The 19149-nt window shown below is 71.0% G+C and carries 17 protein-coding genes; 7 read left to right on the top strand and 10 right to left on the bottom strand.

What is annotated here, in order from left to right:
• Positions 1-13: 13 nt before the first annotated feature.
• Complete coding sequence (locus N1031_RS14095) at positions 14-2281, bottom strand: ATP-dependent DNA helicase RecG (RefSeq protein WP_259480331.1); 2268 nt, start codon at positions 2279-2281, stop codon at positions 14-16.
• A gap of 63 nt (positions 2282-2344) precedes the next feature.
• Here N1031_RS14095 and rsmD point away from each other — a divergent pair, with 63 nt between their 5' ends.
• On the top strand, positions 2345-2995 hold the full coding sequence (gene rsmD, locus N1031_RS14090) for a 16S rRNA (guanine(966)-N(2))-methyltransferase RsmD (protein WP_259480330.1): 651 nt from the start codon (positions 2345-2347) through the stop codon (positions 2993-2995).
• Here the strand turns inward: rsmD and N1031_RS14085 are convergent.
• On the bottom strand, positions 2965-4035 hold the full coding sequence (locus tag N1031_RS14085; protein ID WP_259480329.1) for a thiamine-phosphate kinase: 1071 nt from the start codon (positions 4033-4035) through the stop codon (positions 2965-2967). The genes rsmD and N1031_RS14085 overlap by 31 nt on opposite strands.
• A gap of 24 nt (positions 4036-4059) precedes the next feature.
• Here N1031_RS14085 and N1031_RS14080 point away from each other — a divergent pair, with 24 nt between their 5' ends.
• Positions 4060-4650 carry a DUF3515 family protein gene (locus tag N1031_RS14080; protein WP_259480328.1) on the top strand — a complete coding sequence of 197 codons (591 nt, stop codon included), beginning with the start codon at positions 4060-4062 and terminating at the stop codon, positions 4648-4650.
• A 30-nt stretch (positions 4651-4680) separates the two neighbouring features.
• Here the strand turns inward: N1031_RS14080 and N1031_RS14075 are convergent, their stop codons facing one another.
• Genes N1031_RS14075 through leuC form a run of 6 tightly spaced genes read right to left on the bottom strand, consistent with a single transcriptional unit; the run spans position 4681 to position 11103 of the window.
• Entirely contained in the window at positions 4681-5766 is a 1086-nt protein-coding gene (locus tag N1031_RS14075; RefSeq protein ID WP_259480327.1) for a D-alanine--D-alanine ligase family protein, read from the bottom strand.
• Positions 5666-6814, bottom strand: coding sequence for an NAD(P)H-dependent glycerol-3-phosphate dehydrogenase (locus N1031_RS14070; RefSeq protein ID WP_259480326.1), 1149 nt, complete (start codon positions 6812-6814; stop codon positions 5666-5668). Before N1031_RS14070 ends, N1031_RS14075 begins: the two co-directional genes overlap by 101 nt.
• Positions 6811-7605 carry a lysophospholipid acyltransferase family protein gene (locus N1031_RS14065; protein ID WP_259480325.1) on the bottom strand — a complete coding sequence of 265 codons (795 nt, stop codon included), beginning with the start codon at positions 7603-7605 and terminating at the stop codon, positions 6811-6813. Before N1031_RS14065 ends, N1031_RS14070 begins: the two co-directional genes overlap by 4 nt.
• A 34-nt stretch (positions 7606-7639) precedes the next feature.
• Positions 7640-9010, bottom strand: coding sequence for a UDP-N-acetylglucosamine 1-carboxyvinyltransferase (gene murA, locus N1031_RS14060; RefSeq protein WP_259480324.1), 1371 nt, complete (start codon positions 9008-9010; stop codon positions 7640-7642).
• A gap of 45 nt (positions 9011-9055) precedes the next feature.
• A complete protein-coding gene (gene leuD, locus N1031_RS14055) occupies positions 9056-9652 on the bottom strand; it encodes a 3-isopropylmalate dehydratase small subunit (RefSeq protein WP_259480323.1) in 597 nt (198 codons plus the stop codon).
• Positions 9652-11103: a 3-isopropylmalate dehydratase large subunit gene (gene leuC / locus N1031_RS14050; protein ID WP_259480322.1), complete on the bottom strand. Its 1452-nt coding sequence runs from the start codon at positions 11101-11103 to the stop codon at positions 9652-9654. The genes leuD and leuC overlap by 1 nt, the downstream gene beginning before the upstream one ends.
• A 262-nt stretch (positions 11104-11365) precedes the next feature.
• On the opposite strand from leuC, the gene N1031_RS14045 reads away from it, so the two are divergent.
• Together N1031_RS14045 and N1031_RS14040 are read left to right on the top strand one after the other, a co-directional pair.
• On the top strand, positions 11366-12229 hold the full coding sequence (locus N1031_RS14045) for a DUF4097 family beta strand repeat-containing protein (protein WP_259480321.1): 864 nt from the start codon (positions 11366-11368) through the stop codon (positions 12227-12229).
• Positions 12226-12888 (top strand): PadR family transcriptional regulator, encoded by a 663-nt coding sequence (locus tag N1031_RS14040; protein WP_259480320.1) that lies wholly within the window; start codon positions 12226-12228, stop codon positions 12886-12888. Before N1031_RS14045 ends, N1031_RS14040 begins: the two co-directional genes overlap by 4 nt.
• Positions 12889-12937: 49 nt before the next feature.
• Here N1031_RS14040 and N1031_RS14035 read toward each other — a convergent pair whose 3' ends face one another.
• Positions 12938-13723, bottom strand: a complete 786-nt coding sequence (locus N1031_RS14035) for a TIGR00645 family protein (RefSeq protein ID WP_259480319.1) — start codon at positions 13721-13723, stop codon at positions 12938-12940.
• Between the two features lie 59 nt (positions 13724-13782).
• Between N1031_RS14035 and N1031_RS14030 the strand changes: the two genes are divergently transcribed.
• Positions 13783-14778 (top strand): TerC family protein, encoded by a 996-nt coding sequence (locus N1031_RS14030; protein ID WP_259480318.1) that lies wholly within the window; start codon positions 13783-13785, stop codon positions 14776-14778.
• Between the two features lie 98 nt (positions 14779-14876).
• Positions 14877-16205, top strand: coding sequence for a cell wall-binding repeat-containing protein (locus tag N1031_RS14025; RefSeq protein WP_259480317.1), 1329 nt, complete (start codon positions 14877-14879; stop codon positions 16203-16205).
• 364 nt (positions 16206-16569) lie between these two features.
• On the opposite strand, the gene N1031_RS14020 is transcribed toward N1031_RS14025, so the two are convergent.
• Positions 16570-17280 (bottom strand): M23 family metallopeptidase, encoded by a 711-nt coding sequence (locus N1031_RS14020; RefSeq protein ID WP_259480316.1) that lies wholly within the window; start codon positions 17278-17280, stop codon positions 16570-16572.
• Between the two features lie 82 nt (positions 17281-17362).
• Between N1031_RS14020 and N1031_RS14015 the strand changes: the two genes are divergently transcribed.
• Positions 17363-19144, top strand: a complete 1782-nt coding sequence (locus N1031_RS14015; RefSeq protein ID WP_259480315.1) for a glycoside hydrolase family 15 protein — start codon at positions 17363-17365, stop codon at positions 19142-19144.
• Positions 19145-19149: the final 5 nt, after the last annotated feature.

Genomic DNA, 19149 nt, shown 5'->3' with positions numbered 1-19149 from the left:
AGGTGGCGCGGCGTCACGTCTTGGCCAGGAAGCTCCGCTCCGACTCGCGCAGACGCCGCTCCAGGGCATCGAGGAGGGCGGGGTGCTCGTCGAGGCGCGGGTCGGCCTCGACGATCTCCGTGGCGAGCCCCCGCGCATCCTGGATCAGGTCGGCGTCCTTCACCACGCGCAGCAGTCTGAGCGACGAGCGGCCGCCCGACTGCACGCTGCCGAGCACGTCGCCCTCACGGCGAAGCTCGAGGTCGATCTCGGCGAGCTCGAATCCGTCGAGCGTCGAAGCGACCGCGTCGACCCGGCGGCGGGCCGTCGAGTCGGGCTCCGCCGTGCTCACCAGCAGGCACAGCCCGGGCACGCCGCCGCGGCCCACCCGGCCGCGCAACTGGTGCAGTTGGCTCACGCCGAACCGGTCGGCGTCGAGCACCACCATGGTGGAGGCATTCGGCACGTCGACCCCCACCTCGATGACGGTGGTGGCCACGAGCACGTCGATCTCGCGCGCCTGGAAGGCCCGCATGACGGCGTCTTTCTCGTCGGCGCTCAGCCGCCCGTGCAAGGGTTCGATGCGGCGGCCCTCGAGCACGGGCAGCGCGCGCAGCTGGGCGAGCGTGTCGACCACGTTCGCTCGGGCCGCCGCGCCGGGCTGCGCATCCGTCGCCTCGGGCGACTGCTCGTCGAGCCCATCGCTGCCACCGGGGTCTGCCGGGTCGATGGCCGGGCACACCACGAAGGCCTGCCGCCCCTTCTCGAGCTCCTCGGCCACCCGCTGCCAGATGCGCGGGCCCCAGGCCGGCTTCTCGGCCAGCGGCACGGCGAAGCTCTCGATGCCCTGCCGCCCGGCCGGCAGCTCGGTGATGGTGGAGACGTCGAGGTCACCGAACACGGTCATGGCGACGGTGCGCGGGATGGGCGTGGCGGTCATCACGAGCACGTGCGGAGGGGTGGCGCCCTTCTGCCGCAGGGTGTCGCGCTGCTCCACGCCGAAGCGGTGCTGCTCGTCGACCACCACGAGGCCGAGGTCGTAGAACTGCACGGCGTCGGAGAGCAGCGCGTGCGTGCCGACGACGAGCTTGGCCTGCCCCGACACCATGCGCAGCAGTGCGCGCTTGCGCTCGGCGGTGGACAGCTGCCCGGTGTGGAGCGTGGGCATGAGTTCGGCCGCGAGGTCGGGGCCGAGCACCTTGACGATGGAGCGGAGGTGCTGCGCTGCGAGCACCTCGGTGGGGGCGAGCAGGGCCGACTGGCCGCCCGAGTCGGCCACCGCGAGCATGGCCCGCACCGCGACCAGGGTCTTGCCCGAGCCCACCTCGCCCTGCAGCAGCCGCATCATGGCGCTCTCGCCGGCCAGATCGCGCGCGATCTCGCCGCCCACCACGCGCTGATCGGCGGTGAGCTCGAACGGCAGGGCGGCGTCGAAGCGCTCGAGGTAGCCGCCGGGCTTGGGCACCCGCGGCTCGGTGCGCACGGCGTGCGCCGCCGAGCGCTGGCTCACGAGCGCCGACTGCAGCACGAACGCCTCGTGGAAGCGGAGGGTGTCACGTGCCTTGAAGTGATCGGAGTCGCGCTGCGGACGGTGTACGAGCTCGTAGGCGCGCGCGAGCGGCAGGAGGCCCCGCTCCTCGCGGGCGGGCACTGGGAGCGGGTCGGGGATCGCCCCTGCCATGCCGTCGAGCACGACGCCCACCGAGGCGGCGATCTGCCAGCTCTGCAGCGCCGAGGAGGCCGGGTAGATGGGGATGGGCATCTCGGCCCACCGCCGGGCCTCGGCGTCGTCGAGCGCGGCTCCCTCGCCGGAGAGCCCGATCGGGCCCGCGCCGAACTCGTCGAAGAGCTCGTAGTGCGGGTGCGCGAGCTGCAAGGCCCCGCGGTAGTTCGACACCTTGCCGGCGAAGATGCCGCGCACTCCGGGGCGCAGTTCTTTCGAGCGCCACGGCTGGTTGAAGAAGGTGAGGGTGATGATGCCCTGGCCGTCGGAGATCGAGACCTCGAGGATGCTGCCCCGTCTCGCCCGCATCGACCGCTCCTTCACGTCGCGCACCTCGGCCACGATCGTGACGTTCTCGTCGATCGGCAGCTGCGCGATGGCGGTGAGCTCGCCCCGCCGGGCGTAGCGGCGCGGGTAGTGGGCGAGCAGGTCGCCCGCGGTGACGATGCCGAACGACTTCTCGAAGGCCGACGCCGTGCGCGCTCCGAGAAGGGCGCCCAGCTTGGCTTCGAGCGCGGAGGGATCGAGCCGGCCGGGCCCCGCACCCCGATCGGGGAAGGGGATGACGGTGCCGGCCATGCTCCGAGTCTAGGCGCGGCGGCCCCTGCCAGCGGGAGAGGTGGGCCGGGGTAGGGTCTGAGCGTGACCCGCATCATCGGAGGAGCCGCCGGCTCGCTCGCCCTCGCCGTGCCGCGCTCGGGCACCCGCCCCACGAGCGACCGCGTGCGCGAGGCGGTGTTCTCGGCGCTCGACGCCAGGGACGTGCTGCCCGGAGCGCGGGTGCTCGACCTGTACGCGGGATCGGGCGCACTCGGGCTCGAGGCGCTCAGCCGCGGGGCGGGAGAGGTGGTGCTCGTGGAGCGCAACGCCGCCGCCGCGCAGGTGGCGCGCCGCAACGCGGCGACGGTGGCCCGAGCGCTCGGAGGCGGCGGCGGTGCGGGCACCGCGCGGGCGGTGGTGGCCGCCCAGGCGGTGCTGCCGTGGCTGCGCGCGGCCGCCTCACCCTCGGCGCCGCGCTTCGACGTCGTGTTCCTCGATCCCCCCTACGACCTCGCCGACGACGAGCTCACCGAGACGCTGCAGGCCGTGGTGCCCCTGCTGGCTCCGGATGCGGTGCTGCTGGTCGAGCGCAGCTCCCGGTCACCCGAGCCCGGCTGGCCCGCGGGGCTCGAGCTCGACCGCAGCCGCAAGCACGGCGAGACCGCCCTGTGGTGGGCGTCGCCGGCAGACGACGGACCGGCCGCGCCCGAGGGCGGGGTGCCTCAGCCCGAAGCGCCGTCCCAGCCCGAGTAGGGGTCCCAGCCGCCCTCGCCCTCCACCGGCGAGTCGCCGAGGTACACGCCGGAGCCGTCTCCGAGTTCTCCGAGACGCCGGAATCCCTCGGGCAGCTCGGCTCCCGCGGGAAAGCTGGCGAGCAGGGCGTGGTCTTCGCCGCCCCTCAGCACGAAGTCGGCGGCGCGATCGCCGACCACGGCGTCGACGTCGAGGAGCGCACCCACCTCGCGGGCGATGGCCGACGCATCGAAGCGCACCGCGCATCCGCTGGCCGCGGCCAGGCGACGGGCGTCCAGCACGAGCCCGTCGGAGACGTCGAGCATGGCCGTGGCCCCGCCGAGCGCCGCGCGCACCCCCGACGAGATGGGGGCCACCGGCGCGACCTGGCCGGCGACGAGCTCGGTATGAGCGGCCTTGACCGTCTCGGCGCGCAGCGCGTCGGGCACCCGGCCGGTCGGGGTGACGGCGTCGCGGAAGAGCAGCCACAGTCCGGCTCCCGCCCGGCCCAGGTCGCCCGCCACCGCGACGGTGTCGCCGGCGCGGCCACCCGAGCGAGTGACCGCGTCACGGCCCTCGAGGTCGCCGAAGGCCGTGACCGCGATGGTGAGGGCCGGCGAGGTCGACAGGTCGCCGCCCACCACGCCGCACCCCGGGGCGGCGAGGGCGCAGGCGTCGCGCAGGCCGTCGGCGATGCCGAGCAGCACGTCGACCGGGGTGTCCTGCGGCGCGGCCAGCGCCACCACGAGCGCGGTGGGGCGCGCGCCCATCGCGGCGACGTCGGAGAGGTTGGTCATCGCGGCCTTCCAGCCGAGGTCGTGGGGCGTGGACCACGCCGACCGGAAGTCGGGGCCCTGCACCATGAAGTCGGTGGTGACCACGTAGCGGCCGTCGGGCGCGGCCACGACCGCCGCGTCGTCGCCCGGGCCGAGCAGCTCGGCCTGGGCGTGCGGCAGCCGGGGGAAGATGCGGCGCAGCACCTCGGCCTCGCCGAGCCCCGCGACCGTCTCGACAGGGGTCGGGGCACCGCCGTCCACAGGAAAGCCGGAGTCGAGCGTCACGCCTCAACGGTAGCCTGAACAACGATGTCCGCGTCTCACCAGCCCCCGCACGCCCGCTCCCGCCGCCCCCTGCACCGGTCGCGCCGACGGCTCGGTCTCGCCGCCGCCGGGCTGACGCTCGCTGCCGCGGCCACACTGCTGGCGGGCTGCTCCGGCCCCGTCGCCCTCGACCCCGCCGCCGACGCCACGAACCCGTCCTGCGCCGACGTGATCGTGCGGTTGCCCGACACGGTCGCCGACGCCGAACGGCGCGAGACGGATGCGCAGGCCACCGGCGCCTGGGGCGACCCGGCCGCCGTGCTGCTCGTGTGCGGCGTCGAGCCGCCCGGGCCCACCACGCTCCCCTGCGACAATGTGAACGGCATCGACTGGATCCGCGACGACTCCGACGCGCCCACCTACACCTTCACGACCTTCGGGCGCACGCCCGCGGTGCAGGTGGTGGTCGACTCCCTCGCCGCATCCGGGACGAGCGCGCTGGTCGACCTCGAGCCGGCCGTCGCCTCGATTCCTCAGACCTCAGCGTGCCTCAACGCCGACGACGTGCTAGGCGTGCCGACACCGACACCGACACCGACGCCGGCAGAGACACCCGCGTCGACGCCCGCGCCATGACCACCGGGCACGCGCGACCCGGCCGGGGCCTCACTCCAGCGCGAGGTCGATCAGTTCGGAGATGAGCTCCGGATAGGACAGCCCAGACGCGATCCAGCACTTGGGGAACATCGAGATGGGCGTGAACCCCGGCATCGTGTTGATCTCGTTGATGACGAAACCCGAGGGCGTGAGGAAGAAGTCCACCCGTGCGAGCCCGGCACCGTCGATCGCCGTGAACGCGCGCGCAGCGAGCTCCTGCATCTCGGCCAGCTCGGCGTCGTCGAGCACGGCGGGGCACACCAGGTCGACCCCGGGGGCGTCGAGGTACTTCGCCTCGAAGTCGTAGAACTCCCGCGTGGTCATCACGATCTCGCCGGCGACCGACACCCGGGGCGCTCCCCCGTCGCGCCCGCCGAGCACCGCGCACTCCACCTCCCGCCCCACGATCGCCTGCTCCAGCAGCACCCGCGAGTCCTCGCGCAGCGCGAGCTCGACGGCCGCCGCGAGGCCCTCGGCCGAGGTCACCTTGCTCACGCCGACCGACGACCCCGCCCGTGCGGGCTTGACGAAGAGCGGGAAGCCGAGCGACTCCGCAGCGGCGGCCACCGCATCCGGAGCACTCGCCCACTGCCGGGCGCTCACCGTGCGCCACGGGGCCACCGCGATGCCGGCGCCCTCGAGCACGGTCTTGGTGAAGTGCTTGTCCATGCCGAGTGCCGAGGCGAGCACGCCCGAGCCCACGTAGGGCAGGCCGAGCAGCTCGAAGAGCCCCTGCACCGTGCCGTCTTCGCCGAACGGGCCGTGCAGGATGGGGAACACCACGTCGACCTCGCCGAGCGAGCGCACGGTGCCGTCGGCCTCGCGCACCGAGAGCTCGCGCGAGGCGGTCGACTCGGGCCAGAGCACCCGGGTTCCGTTGTCGGTCACCTCGGGCAGCGCACCGGGGTCGAGCCGGAAGCGGGCCGGGTCGTCGGCCTCGAGCACGAAGGCGCCCTCGCGGGTGATGCCCACCGGAACGACGTCGAAGCGCGACCTATCGATCGCCTCGAGAACCCCGCCCGCGGTGGCGCAGCTGATCGAGTGCTCGCTCGAACGACCTCCGAAGAGCACCGCCACCGTGGTCTTTCCTGGCATCCGGAGTCCTTTCGCCCTGAGGCGCCGAGTCGTCGTCGGTCGTCAGGTGGGGTGCAATGTCTTTCGGATCGAGCGTACCCGCCAGCACCTGGCTCACCTGACGGCAGATGGGCATGTCGACCCCCTTCGCCTGCGCGAGGGCGAGCACGGGCGCCACCGAGGCGAGCCCCTCCGCGGTCTGCTGCATCGACTTCACCACGTCGGCGAAGCTGTAGCCCTGGCCGAGCAGGCGGCCGGCGGTGTTGTTGCGCGAGAGCGACGAACCGCTCGTGGCGATGAGGTCGCCGAGGCCGGCGAGGCCCGAGAGGGTCTCCGGATGCCCGCCGTAGGCCACCGCGAAATCGGTCATCTCCACGAGACCGCGGGTGATGATGGAGGCCTTCGTGTTCTCGCCGTATCCCACCCCGTCGACGATGCCGATGGCCACCGCGATGAGGTTCTTCAGCACGCCGCCGAACTCGGTGCCGATGACGTCGGTGTTGACGAAGGAGCGGAAGTAGCGGTTCGTGGCCACCCGGGCCACGCTCTCGGCCGTCTCGAGGCTGGTCGAGGAGACGACGGCGGCCGTCGGCTGCTCCTTCGCGATCTCGAGGGCGAGGTTCGGCCCCGACGCCACGGCGATGCGGGCCGGGTCGATCTCGAGCACCGACTCGAGCACCTCGCTCATGCGGGCGCCGGTGCCTTTCTCCACGCCCTTCATGAGGCTGGTGACGGGTGCGTCGGCGGGCAGGAGGGACCTGATGTCGGCGAGGTTGCCGCGCAGCGTCTGGCTCGGCACCGACACGAACACGAACTGGGCGTGCTCGAGGGCTGCCGCCACGTCGGAGGTGGCGGTCACGGCGACGGGGAGGTTCACCCCGGGCAGGTAGTCGCTGTTGCGCTTGGCCTCGCGGATCTCCTTGGCGAGCTCGGGACGGCGCGCCCAGAGCGTCACGTCCGACCCGCCGTCGGCGAGCACCTTGGCGAAGGTGGTGCCCCAACTGCCGGCACCCAGCACGGTCACCCGCGGGCGGGGCGGCTGCACCACGCGGCCCCGCGGCGGGGTCACGACGCCTCCCGCTTGTCGCCACCGTCCGCGATGCGGCCGAACTCGGTCTGGTTGTGCGCGGCCGGATTCCACCGCTCGGCCGGGGCGGTCTCGCCGCGCAGGCCCTCCAGCAGCGCCGTGATGGCGGCCATCAGCCGGTCGGTGCCCTCCTGCAGCACCTTCTGGGTGATGGGCTGACCCCGCAGGTCGTCGAGGTCGAGCGGCTCGCCGAAGTCGACCAGAATCGTCTTGCGCGGGAAGAGTCTGAGCTTCTTCGAGTACCGCGGCAGCACCGCCTGGGTGCCCCAGTGCGCGGCCGGGATGAGCGGGATGCCGTGCTCCAGCGCCAGCCGCACCGCGCCCGACTTGCCGCGCATCGGCCACATGTCGGGGTCGCGCGTGAGCGTGCCCTCGGGGTAGACGATCACGCCGCGCTCGTGCTCCACCAGGTCGTTGGCCGCCGCGATCGGCGCGTTGCCGCGGTTCGCGCCGGCGCGCTCGACCGGGATCTGGCCACTGCGGCGAAGGGCGAACCCCACGACGGGAACCGTGAACAGCGAGGCCTTGGCCATGAAGCGCGGTGCCCGCCCGAGCTTCCACACCGCCCACGCCATGATCACCGGGTCGATGTTGCTGTAGTGGTTGGGGCTCAGCACGAACGGGCCGGATGCGGGCACCCGCTCGCCGTGACGGATGTCGAGCTTCGAGATGGCATTGAGGAACGGCACGACGATCGCCTCGATCACCGTGAACGCGACGGTGCGCTCGTGCCGCCGGCGCTTGGGCAAGGGGGCGGGACTCGTGGAACTCACCGTCCCACGGTAGCCGAACGGATGCTCGCCCCGCTCAGGCGGCGAACGCGAAGTCGGCGCCGAGCTTCTCGAGCTTGCCCACGAAGTCGCCGTAACCGCGGGCGATGAGGCCCACGTTCGACACCGTGGAGCGGCCGTCGGCCACCAGCGCCGCGATGAGGTGGCTGAAGCCGCCGCGCAGGTCGGGCACCTCGAGATCGGTGCCGTGCAGCTTCGTGGGGCCCGAGATGACCGCGGCCTGCTCGAGCGGGCGGCGGGGCACGCGGCGGTTCGGGTCGGCCAGACCCTCCTTGTGCACCTCGATCTTCGCGCCCATCTTGATGAGCGCGTCCGTGAACCCGAAGCGGTTCTCGTAGACCGTCTCGTGCACGATGGAGGTGCCCTGGGCCTGGGTGAGGGCCACGATGAGCGGCTGCTGCCAGTCGGTCATGAACCCGGGGTGCACATCCGTCTCGATCACGACGGGCTTCAGCTCGCCGCCCGGGTGGTAGAAGCGGATGCCCTCCTCCTCGATGTCGAAGGCCCCGCCGATCTTGCGGAACACGTTGAGGAAGGTCATCATCTCCGACTGCTTCGCACCGGTGGTGAAGATGGAGCCGCCGGTGGCGAGCGCGGCACTCGCCCAGGAGGCGGCCTCGTTGCGGTCGAACAGCGCGCGGTGGTTGAAGCCGTTGAGGGTCTCGACGCCCTCGATGAAGATGGTGCGGTTGGGCTCCACCGAGATGATGGCGCCCATCTTCTGCAGCACCGCGATGAGGTCCATGATCTCGGGCTCGATGGCCGCGTTCTTCAGCTCGGTGGTGCCGAGGGCGCGCACACCCGTGAGCAGCACCTGCTCGGTGGCGCCCACGCTCGGGTAGGGCAGCTCGATGTTCGCACCGCGGAGGCCGTTCGGCGCCGTGATGTTGATTCCGCTCGGCAGCTTGTCGACAACCGCGCCGAACGCGCGCAGCGCGTCGAGGTGGAAGTCGATCGGGCGGTCGCCGATGCGGCAGCCGCCGAGGTCGGGGATGAACGCGTGACCGAGGCGGTGCAGCAGCGGCCCGCAGAACAGGATCGGGATGCGGCTGGAACCCGAGAGCGCGTCGATCTCGGCGCTCTTCGCGCTCGCCACGTTGGCCGGGTCGAGCTGGAGCACGCCCGTGGCGGCCGAGCCGGAGATCTTCACGCCGTGGATCTCGAGCAGGCTCGCCACCACGTGCACGTCGGAGATGTCGGGCACGTCGCGGAGCGTGGACGTGGTGTCGCCGAGCAGGCTCGCCACCATCGCCTTGGTGACGAGGTTCTTCGCCCCGCGCACGTCGATCGTGCCCCGCAGCGGACGGCCGCCGTTGATGACGATCGTGTCGGACTTGAGGCCGACGCGCTCGGCGGCCTTGCGCGCATCCTGGACGAGACTGTTCACTGCTTCACCTGCACTGACTTCTGTCGATCGCTCGACCGATTTCGTTTACTTCACCGGAAGTGTTCTAGGTCGCCAACTCTCGCGGCGGCTCTCGAATTCCGTGATGGCCGCCTCGTTGCGAAGCGTCAGTCCGATGTCGTCGAGACCCTCCAGCAGCCTCCAGCGAGTGTAGTCGTCGATGGCGAAGGAGACTGTGAGGTCGCCCACCGTGGCGGTGCGCTCGATCAGGTCGACCGTGATGTCGATGCCGGGCTGCGCCTCGATGGCCGCCCAGAGCCGCTCGACGTCGGCCTCCTCCACCTGCCCGGTGAGCAGTCCCTGCTTGCCGGAGTTGCCGCGGAAGATGTCGGCGAAGCGCGGCGCGAGCACGGCCTGGAAACCATAGTCGCGCAGCGCCCACACCGCGTGCTCACGGCTCGAGCCGGTGCCGAAGTCGGGTCCGGCCACCAGCACGCGGGCGTTCCGGTAGGCGGGCTGGTTGAGCACGAACTCGGGGTCGCCCCGCCAGCCGGCGAACAGCGCGTCGTCGAAGCCGGTCTTGGTGACCCGCTTGAGGTAGACGGCCGGGATGATCTGGTCGGTGTCGACGTTGGCCCGCTTCAGCGGCACGGCGACTCCGGTGATGACGTCGATCTTGTCCATCAGGCGTCCACCATCTCTCGCTCGTCCACGGGTTGCAGGTCGGAGACGCTCGACAGGGTGCCCCGGATGGCCGTGGCCGCGGCTACGACGGGCGACACCAGGTGGGTACGGCCGCCCTTGCCCTGGCGGCCCTCGAAGTTGCGGTTGGAGGTGCTCGCGCACCGCTCGCCCGGTGCCAGCTGGTCGGGGTTCATACCCAGGCACATCGAGCAGCCGGCGAAGCGCCACTCGGCGCCGAACTCCTCGACGATCTTGTCGATGCCCTCGGCCTCGGCCTCGATGCGCACCCGGGCGCTGCCCGGCACCACCATCACGCGCACGTTCTCGGCCTTCTTGCGGCCCTTGATGATGCTGGCGAAGGCGCGGAGGTCTTCGATGCGGCTGTTCGTGCACGAGCCCATGAACACGGCGTCGACGGCGACCTCCTTGAGGGGGGTGCCGGCCTTGAGGTCCATGTACTCCAGGGCGCGCTCGGCGCTGGCGCGCTCGTTGGCGTCGGCGATCTCGGCCGGATCGGGCACGCGCTCGCTGAGCGAGACACCCTGGCCGGGGTTGGTGCCCCAGGTCACGAACGGCTCGAGCGCGTCGGCGTCGATGAACACCTCGGCGTCGAAGACGGCGCCCTCGTCGGTGGGGAGGGTCTTCCAGTAGGCGACCGCATCCTCCCAGTCCTGCCCCTTCGGGGCGTGCGGGCGGCCCTCCAGGTAATCGAAGGTGGTCTGGTCGGGAGCGACCATGCCGGCGCGGGCGCCCGCCTCGATGGACATGTTGCAGATGGTCATGCGGCCGTCCATCGACAGACTGCGGATGGCGCTGCCCCGGTACTCGAGCACGTAGCCCTGACCGCCGCCGGTGCCGATCTTCGCGATCACGGCGAGGATGATGTCTTTCGCGGTGACGCCGGGGCGGAGCGTGCCCTCGACGGTGATGGCCATCGTCTTGAAGGGCTTCAGCGGCAGGGTCTGCGTGGCCATCACGTGCTCGACCTCGCTGGTGCCGATGCCGAAGGCCATCGCGCCGAAGGCGCCGTGGGTGGAGGTGTGGCTGTCGCCGCACACCACCGTGATGCCCGGCATGGTGAGACCCAGCTGCGGGCCCACCACGTGCACGATGCCCTGCTCGACGTCGCCCAGGGAGTGCAAGCGCACCCCGAACTCCTCGGCGTTCTTGCGCAGGGTGTCGATCTGGGTGCGGCTGGTGAGGTCGGCGATCGGCTTGTCGATGGCCAGCGTGGGGGTGTTGTGGTCTTCGGTGGCGATCGTGAGGTCGAGGCGGCGCAGCGGCCGGCCCTCGGAGCGCAGGCCGTCGAAGGCCTGCGGGCTCGTCACCTCGTGCACCAGGTGCAGGTCGATGTAGATGAGGTCGGGGCTGCCGTCTTCGCCCTTCACCACGAGGTGGTCGTCCCAGACCTTCTCGGCCAGGGTGCGCGGGCGGGGATTCGCTTCGGTCATGCGTGTGTGTCCTTCGAGGGTAGAGGGTCAGCCAACGACGAACTCCGCGACGAGGGAGGCCTGAGAACTAGGACTCGTCGCGGCAGCGAAGGAGAAGCCGACCGAACAGCACGCGCCCATCCTACCACCGCCGCTCCCGCGCGCTCCGCGCATCCGGCCATCCCCGCACAACGCGATATAGCTTGACTTGCGTGACGACGCGATATACCGTGTTGGTCATCAAGACGCGATATAACGCGAGAGTGTGACCTAGGAGGACACCGTGGTGCTGGAGAAGTGGATCGTCACCGGTCCGAAAGTCATCGACCTGGCGCTCGTGCGCTCGCTCAAGGTCGGCCTCATCGGCGGCAAGATCGACGTCATCGGGCACGACGAGCCCGGCGCCCGGGTCGAGGTGCACGACGTGTCGGGCAAGGAGCTGAAGATCTCGATCGACGGCGACCGCCTCGAGATCGACCACCCCCAGCTGCGCTGGGACAACTTCATCGAGGTGTTCAAGTCGTGGCGCGGCAATGCGAAGGTCGACATCAGCATCCTCGTGCCGCGTGACGTCGCTCTGAAGTTCGGCGTCATCTCGGCCTCCGCCCTCATCTCGGGACTGCAGACGGATGCGCGGGTGAGCACCGTGAACGGCGACCTGGTGATCGACTCGGTCACCGGAGACCTCGAGGTGAACACCGTCAGCGGCGAGGTGTCGGTGCGCGAGCACCGCGGGCTCGTGAACGCCCACACCGTGTCGGGCGACATCACGGTGCAGGGTGCCATCCGCCGGTTCTCGGCCGACGGGGTGTCGGGCGAGGTGTTCGTCGACACCACGGGCACGCCCGACGAGATCCAGAACAACACCGTCTCGGGCGACCTCACGGTGCGCTTCGAGGAGTCGGTGGCCGCGCGCTACAACGTGAACTCGGTCTCGGGCACGCTGCAGCTCGGTCCCTCCACCATCAAGGGGCTGCGCGGCGGCGGCTACAACGGCACCACGGGCGAGCTCGACGGGGCGTGGACGGAGTTCCGCGCGAACTCGGTGTCGGGCAACATCTCGGTGGTGTTCCGGGAGGGTGCGGGTGCTGACGGCACGGCGGATGCGGCGACCGGCGCCCCGACCGGCGAGGAGGCCTCGGCATGAGCCCCGTGTTCGGGCACGGCCACCTGCGGCTCTACCTGCTGAGCCTGCTCGACGAGTCGCCCAAGCACGGCTACGAGCTCATCCAGTCGCTGAGCGACCGCTTCGGCGGCACCTACAGCCCGAGCGCCGGCACCATCTACCCGAGGCTGGCCAAGCTCGAAGAAGAGGGGCTCGTCACCAAGACCGCCGACGGGCGCAAGACCGTCTACGCCATCACGGATGCGGGTCGCGCCGAGCTCGAGGCACGCCGCGGCGAGCTCGACGACATCGAGGAGGAGCTCTCCGACTCGGTGCGCCGCCTGGCCGACGAGGTGCGCTCGGGGGTGAACCAGGCGATGCGGAGCCTCAAGGCCGACCTGGCGTCGGCCGCGCGGGATGCGCGCTCGGCCGCGAAGGCGAGCGGAGCCTCCACCCGCGCCTCGGCGACGTGGGAGCCAGCTCCGTCGGCGGACGGCGAGGGGTTCCCGACGCGCGCCGAGTCGGCGGCGGCGCTGCGCGACGCCGACATCGCGCTCACCGAGTTCCGGCAGGCATTGCGCGGCGAGCTGCGCAAAGCCTCTGCGCGTGCGCTCGACCCGGCGCTCGTGGCGCGGCTGAGGGCGCGGCTGGGCGAGGTGCAGGCCGAGTTCCGCGAGCAGCTGCGGACCGGCGGGCGCTGAGCCCGGCGGCCAGGCCGGGCGGGTGTCGTGCCGGGCGGGTGGCGGCGGATCAGGCCTCGACGAACTTGCCGTCGATGAGGTAGCCGCGCACGGCGTTCACAGGCACGGCACCCACGGGCACGGCACCGGCCGGCACGGGCGGCGGCTCGGGCGCCCGGGCCGGGGTGGGTGCCGAGGTGGCCGCATCCGGACCGATCGCAGTCGGCTCGGTGGCGTCGACGGCCTTCTTGCCCCGTGGCCCGTGATGCGACATGCGGTCGATGACCGCCAGCGCGATGGCCGACACGACGAACGAGAGGTGGATGACCACCTGCCAGAACACGCCGGCCTCGGTGTAGGTCTCGCCGGTGTCGGATTCCTGGTTCGGCGCGCCGATGTCGCCCACCTCGATGAAGGTGCGCAGAAGGTGGATGGACGAGATCGAGATGATCGACACCGCCAGCTTCACCTTGAGCAGGTTGGTGTTGACATGCGAGAGCCACTCCGGCTCATCCGGATGGCCGCTCACGTGGAGGCGCGAGACGAAGGTCTCGTACCCGCCGATGATGACCATGATCAGCAGGTTCGCGATCATGACCACGTCGATGAGGCCGAGGACGGCCAGCATGACGACGGTCTCGTCGATGGTGGACCAGTTGTGCAGCACCTGGTCTTCGATGATGTGCCACAGGTCGACCATGAAGACGATCACGTAGATGACCTGGGCGACGATGAGGCCGAGGTACAGGGGTGCCTGCAGCCAGCGGCTGGCGAAGATGAAATAGCCCAGCGTGCGCGCCGTGGGGGCGAAGCGGGGGGTTCGGTCGGTGCGGTCGGGGCGGTCGTCTCGGCTCACGCGAGAATCATAACGGGGCCAGCCTGGGGGTCTGCCCGGCCTGCCTGTACCATGGCCGGGTGCCCGAAATCCCCTTGGCCTTCGAGGTCACATCGCTCGTCGTGCTCGTGCTCATCCTCGCGGCCGACCTGTTCCTCGCGTTCAAGCGACCACACGTCCCGTCGGTGAAGGAGGCCACCCTCTGGGTGGTGTTCTACGTGGGGCTCGCGCTCGTGTTCGCGCTCATCATGCTGTTCGTGGCGGGCGGTGAGCCGGCGGGGCAGTTCCTCGCGGGATGGCTCACCGAGTACAGCCTCTCGATCGACAACCTGTTCGTGTTCATCATCATCATGAGCCGGTTCAGCGTGCCCCGGAAGTACCAGCAGGAGGCGCTGATGGTGGGCATCATCATCGCGCTGGTGCTCCGCGGCATCTTCATCCTGATCGGCGCGCAGCTGATCGAGTCGCTCAGCTGGATCTTCTACATCTTCGGCGCGTTCCTGCTCTACACCGCGTGGAAGCAGGCGTTCGGGCACGGCGACGACGGCGACGGCGAGAACGCCTTCGTGCGCATGCTGCGCCGGCGCATCTCCATCTCCGACGACTTCGACGGCGCCAAGGTGCGCACCGTCGTGGGCGGCAAGAAGATGTGGACGCCGATGATCATCGTGTTCCTCGCGCTCGGCTCCACCGACCTGCTGTTCGCGCTCGACTCCATCCCGGCCATCTTCGGCATCACGCAGTCGCCGTTCCTCGTGTTCACGGCGAACGTGTTCGCGCTGATGGGGCTCCGGCAGCTGTACTTCCTGCTCGGCGGGCTGCTCGACCGGCTGGTGTACCTGCACTACGGCATCGCGTTCATCCTGGCGTTCATCGGGGTGAAGCTGGTGTTCCACGCGCTGCACGAGAACGAGGTGCCGTTCATCAACGGCGGCCACCCGCTGGAGTGGATCCCCGACATCGACACGTGGACCTCGCTCGGGGTCATCATCCTGTCGATGGCGGTGGCGACGGTGGCGTCGCTGATCCGGATGCGCGGGCGCGGCTCCCGCGAGCGCGATTCCATAGAGCAGTAAACACAGAGCAGTAACTACTCACCTCACCCCACGCAGGGTCGCGCCGAAGATGGGGGCACGGCGGCGCATCTGACCGCCCTGTTCCAGGAGGGTGACCCATGTCCCGACTCATTCCGCGCCACAGTTCGATCCACGGTGCGATCCTCAGCGCGATGCTCAGCGCCACCGTCGTGGGTGCGGCCGTCCTCGCGGCGCCGACCGCGGCCCACGCGGCCGATGCCGACGCGGTCGACGACACGTACACGGTGGCCACCGGGGCCGTTCTGGGGGTGGATGCGGGCGGCGGCCTGCTCGCCAACGATCTCGGCATCGACGTGGGCCTCGGCCTCCTCATCTCGCTCGAGACGCCGCCGGCGCACGGCACGCTCTCCGACATCGGTCTCGACGGGTCGTTCACCTACACGCCTCTCGACGGCTGGGCCGGGGCCGACACCTTCAGCTACTGCCTCAAGCTGCCCGTGCCGCTGGCGCTGTGCGCGGGGTCGAGTGCCACGGTCACCATCACGACCACGCCGGTCATCGAACGCATCAGCGGGGTCGACCGGTATGCCACGTCGGCCTCGGTGTCGGCCCAGAAGTTCACGACCGGGGTCTCCACCGTCTACGTGGCGTCGGGCGAGGTCTTCCCCGACGCACTGTCGGCCTCGGCCGCGGCCGGAGCCGAGGGTGCTCCGGTGCTGCTGGTGCAGAAGAACGCGATCCCCCTCTCCGTCGACACGGAGCTGCGGCGGCTCGAGCCCGATCACATCGTGCTGCTCGGCGGGGTGAACACGGTCTCCGCCGCCGTGGAGACGGCGCTGGGCGCCTATGGTGCGCTCGATGTCGAGCGGGTCGACGGGGCAGACCGGTTCGCGGTGTCGGCCGCGGTGTCGGCCAGGGTGTTCGGCCCTCTGCGTCCGGTCGTCTACATCGCGTCGGGCGAGGTGTTCCCTGACGCGCTGTCGGGCTCGGCGGCGGCCGGCCGGCTCGGCGGGCCGGTGCTGCTGGTGCAGAAAGACGGCGTGCCGGGTGCGGTGGCCACGGAGCTAGCGCGGCTGAAGCCGCTGGCGCTCGTGGTGCTCGGCGGCACCAACACGATCAGCGACGCGACGCGCACGCAGCTCGACGGGATCGCAGGGCTCGTGAGCACGCGGATCGCGGGTGCCGATCGCTACGCGACCTCGGCGACGGTGTCGCAGAAGACGTTCCTGCCCCTGGTCGACCGCACGGTGTACGTGGCCTCGGGCGAGGTCTTCCCCGACGCGCTCTCCGGTTCCGCCGCCGCCATCAATGCGCACGCCCCGGTGCTCCTCGTCACCCGTGACGGCATCCCCACCGCGACCGCCGGCGAGCTCGACCGCCTCAACCCCACCCGCATCGTCGTGCTCGGCGGCCTGAACACCATCTCCGCCACCACCTACGACCAGCTCGCCACGCACCTCGGGTAGGAGCGCCGCGGGGCGCGCCCGCGCTGGCGCGCCCCGCTCCGCGCACGACCCACCGCCCACCGCCCACGACCGTTCACAACGCCACGAATCAGGGCATCAGACGTCTATAGCGGCTGGATAGTCGTGATTCGTGGCGTTGTGAACCAGGAGTGGTGGCGCCGCCGGCGAGCATGGGGCAGCCCCATGCTGGCCTTCGGGCCGGGCGGGCGAGTGGGCAACCCGAGTGCCGTGGGCAACCCGAGTGCACGGTCCGACCGGGCCGACCATCCGACCGGCAGGAGGGGGGCCGGTGTCCGCGGCGGTCGGCCGCGTGGGTGACAGCCCACGGGGGGCGACCAGTGGCGTGGGCGGCGGTGAGGAGCGCTCAGCCGGCGTGTTCGGTCATGAAGGGCATGGGGTCGAAGCGGGCGCCGTCGGCGCCGTAGAGCTCGAAGTGGGTGTGCTCGGTGGTGGCGTTGCCGGTGCGGCCCGTGAGGCCGATCACCTGGCCCGCCGTCACCGCGTCGCCGACGCCGACCATCAGCGAACCGTCCTGGAAGTGCATGTACATGCTGCAGAGAGCCTGGCCACCCACCTTGTGCGCGATCGCGAGATACACCCCGCCAGTGCCCCCGTTGCCCGACGCGGCGATCACCGTGCCCGCCGCGATCGCGTGCACGGGCACCCCCGGGCCGTTGAGCATGTCGACACCCTTGTGGAACCCCTCGGCCCGAGGCCCGAACCCGTCGGACATGCGGAAGCCGTCGGGGTACACCCACGAGAACTCCGTGGCCTCGGGCGACGCGTCGGCGCCGGCCTGGCACTGCGCTCCCCCGTATCCGCCCTGAGACGAGACCGCCTTCGGCGTGGGAGTCGGAGTGGGGGTGTGGATGACGTAGCCGTCACGCGCCACCGCGGGCAGATCACCATCGCCCGACCCCGCGAAGACCTGGGCCGACGCCCCCTCGGCGTCGAACTGCACCGACCCGAAATCGCCGACCGTGGCCAGCGACGCGGCCGGCACGGAGGTGGCGACGGCGACCCCGAACACGAACGTCATGGCGACGACGCCGATCACACTGTCGCGGGCTCTCACCCGAACATTCTTCAACAGGCTCCCCACCAGCACAACCCGGCCCCTCGCCCCACCGTCTCGGCGATCAGGCCAGAATCGAACCATGCCCCTTCCCATCGAGGACTACGCCGTCATCGGCGACTGCCACACCGCCGCCCTGGTCGGCCGGGACGGCTCGATCGACTGGCTCTGCCTCCCCCGCTTCGACTCGCCCTCCACCTTCGGCGCGCTCCTCGGCGACCCCGACCACGGCCGTTGGCTGCTCGCCCCCACCCACGCGCAGGCCACGTCGAGCCGCGCCTACCGCGAGGGCACCTTCGTTCTCGAGACCCGGTGGGAGACGCCGGACGGCGTGGTCGTCGTGACCGACGCCATGCCCAAGGGCGACGGACGCGCCGACGTGGTGCGGCGCATCCGAGGTGTGTCGGGCACAGTGCGGATGCGCGAGGAGCTCACAGTGCGCTTCGGCTACGCCGACGCCCTGCCCTGGATGCGCCAGGCCCCCGGCCTCGGCGACAACGCGGTGGTCGGTGTCGCCGGCCCCGATGCCGTCGTGGTGCGGGGGCCCGCCCTGCACGCCGACGACGCGGCGAACGCGCACGTGGCCGAGTTCGACGTGGCGGCCGACGAGGTGGTCGACATCGTGCTCACCTGGTTCCCCTCGCACCGCACTCCTCCCGGCGCGCTCGACGTGTCGGAGCAGCTCGACGACACCGAGGCCTGGTGGCGCGAGTGGGCCTCCGCGGCGGACGTCACTGGTCCCTGGAGAGACGCCGTCGAGCGCTCGCTCCTCGTGCTGCGCGCGCTCACCCACGAAGACACCGGCGGCATCGTGGCCGCGGCCACCACGAGCCTTCCCGAGCAGTTCGGCGGGTCGCGCAACTGGGACTACCGCTACTGCTGGATCCGCGACGCCTCCCTCACCCTCAACGCCCTCATGGTGTATGGCTACGAGTCCGAAGCCAGCCACTGGCGGCACTGGCTGCTGCGGGCGATCGCGGGCGACCCGGCCGACATCCAGATCATGTACGGTCTCGCGGGCGAGCGGCATCTGCCCGAGTACGAACTCGACAGCCTGCCGGGGTATCTCGGCGCGAAGCCGGTGCGCGTCGGCAACGGTGCTTCGACCCAGTACCAGGGTGACATCTTCGGCGAGCTCATGATCGCCCTCCGCGAGGCCCGCCGCATCGGCGTCGACGAAGACGAGTACTCCTGGCCGCTGCAGCGGGCCCTGCTCGGCTTTCTCGAAGACACCTGGGACAGGCTCGACAACGGCATCTGGGAGATCAGAGGCCCCCAGCAGGCGTTCACGCACTCGCGCGCCATGATCTGGGCGGCGTTCGCCTGCGGGGTGGAGGCCGTCCGCCAGTACGGGCTCGACGGCCCGGTCGAGCGCTGGGAGACGCTGCGCGATCGCATCCGGGCCGAGATCGAGGAGAAGGGCTACGACGCCTCGCTCGGCACCTTCGTGCAGTACTACGGGTCGACCGAGGTCGACGCCTCGCTGCTGCTGCTCGCGCAGATCGGCTTCGTCGCCCCCGACGACCCGCGGATGCTCGGCACGGTCGCCGCCATCGAGCGCGACCTCCTGAAAGACGGGCTGCTCCTGCGCTACCGCACGAGTTCGGGGGTCGACGGCCTCGCCGGCACCGAGCATCCTTTTCTCGCCTGCTCGTTCTGGTTGGTGCAGCAATACGCCCGCTCGGGCCGGCTCGAGGATGCGCGCGCACTGATGGACCGGCTCGTGGGCCTCTCGAACGACGTGGGCCTCCTGTCGGAGGAGTACGACGTGGAGGGGGCACGGCAGGTGGGCAATACCCCTCAAGCGTTCTCGCACCTCGCGCTCATCAGGGCCGCCGACGCGATCGCACGGGCCTCGGTGTGAGGCAC

It is taken from the genome of Herbiconiux moechotypicola, from assembly GCF_024979255.1.
Classification (GTDB): domain Bacteria; phylum Actinomycetota; class Actinomycetes; order Actinomycetales; family Microbacteriaceae; genus Herbiconiux; species Herbiconiux moechotypicola.
This window is presented reverse-complemented; position numbering and strand designations above follow the sequence as displayed.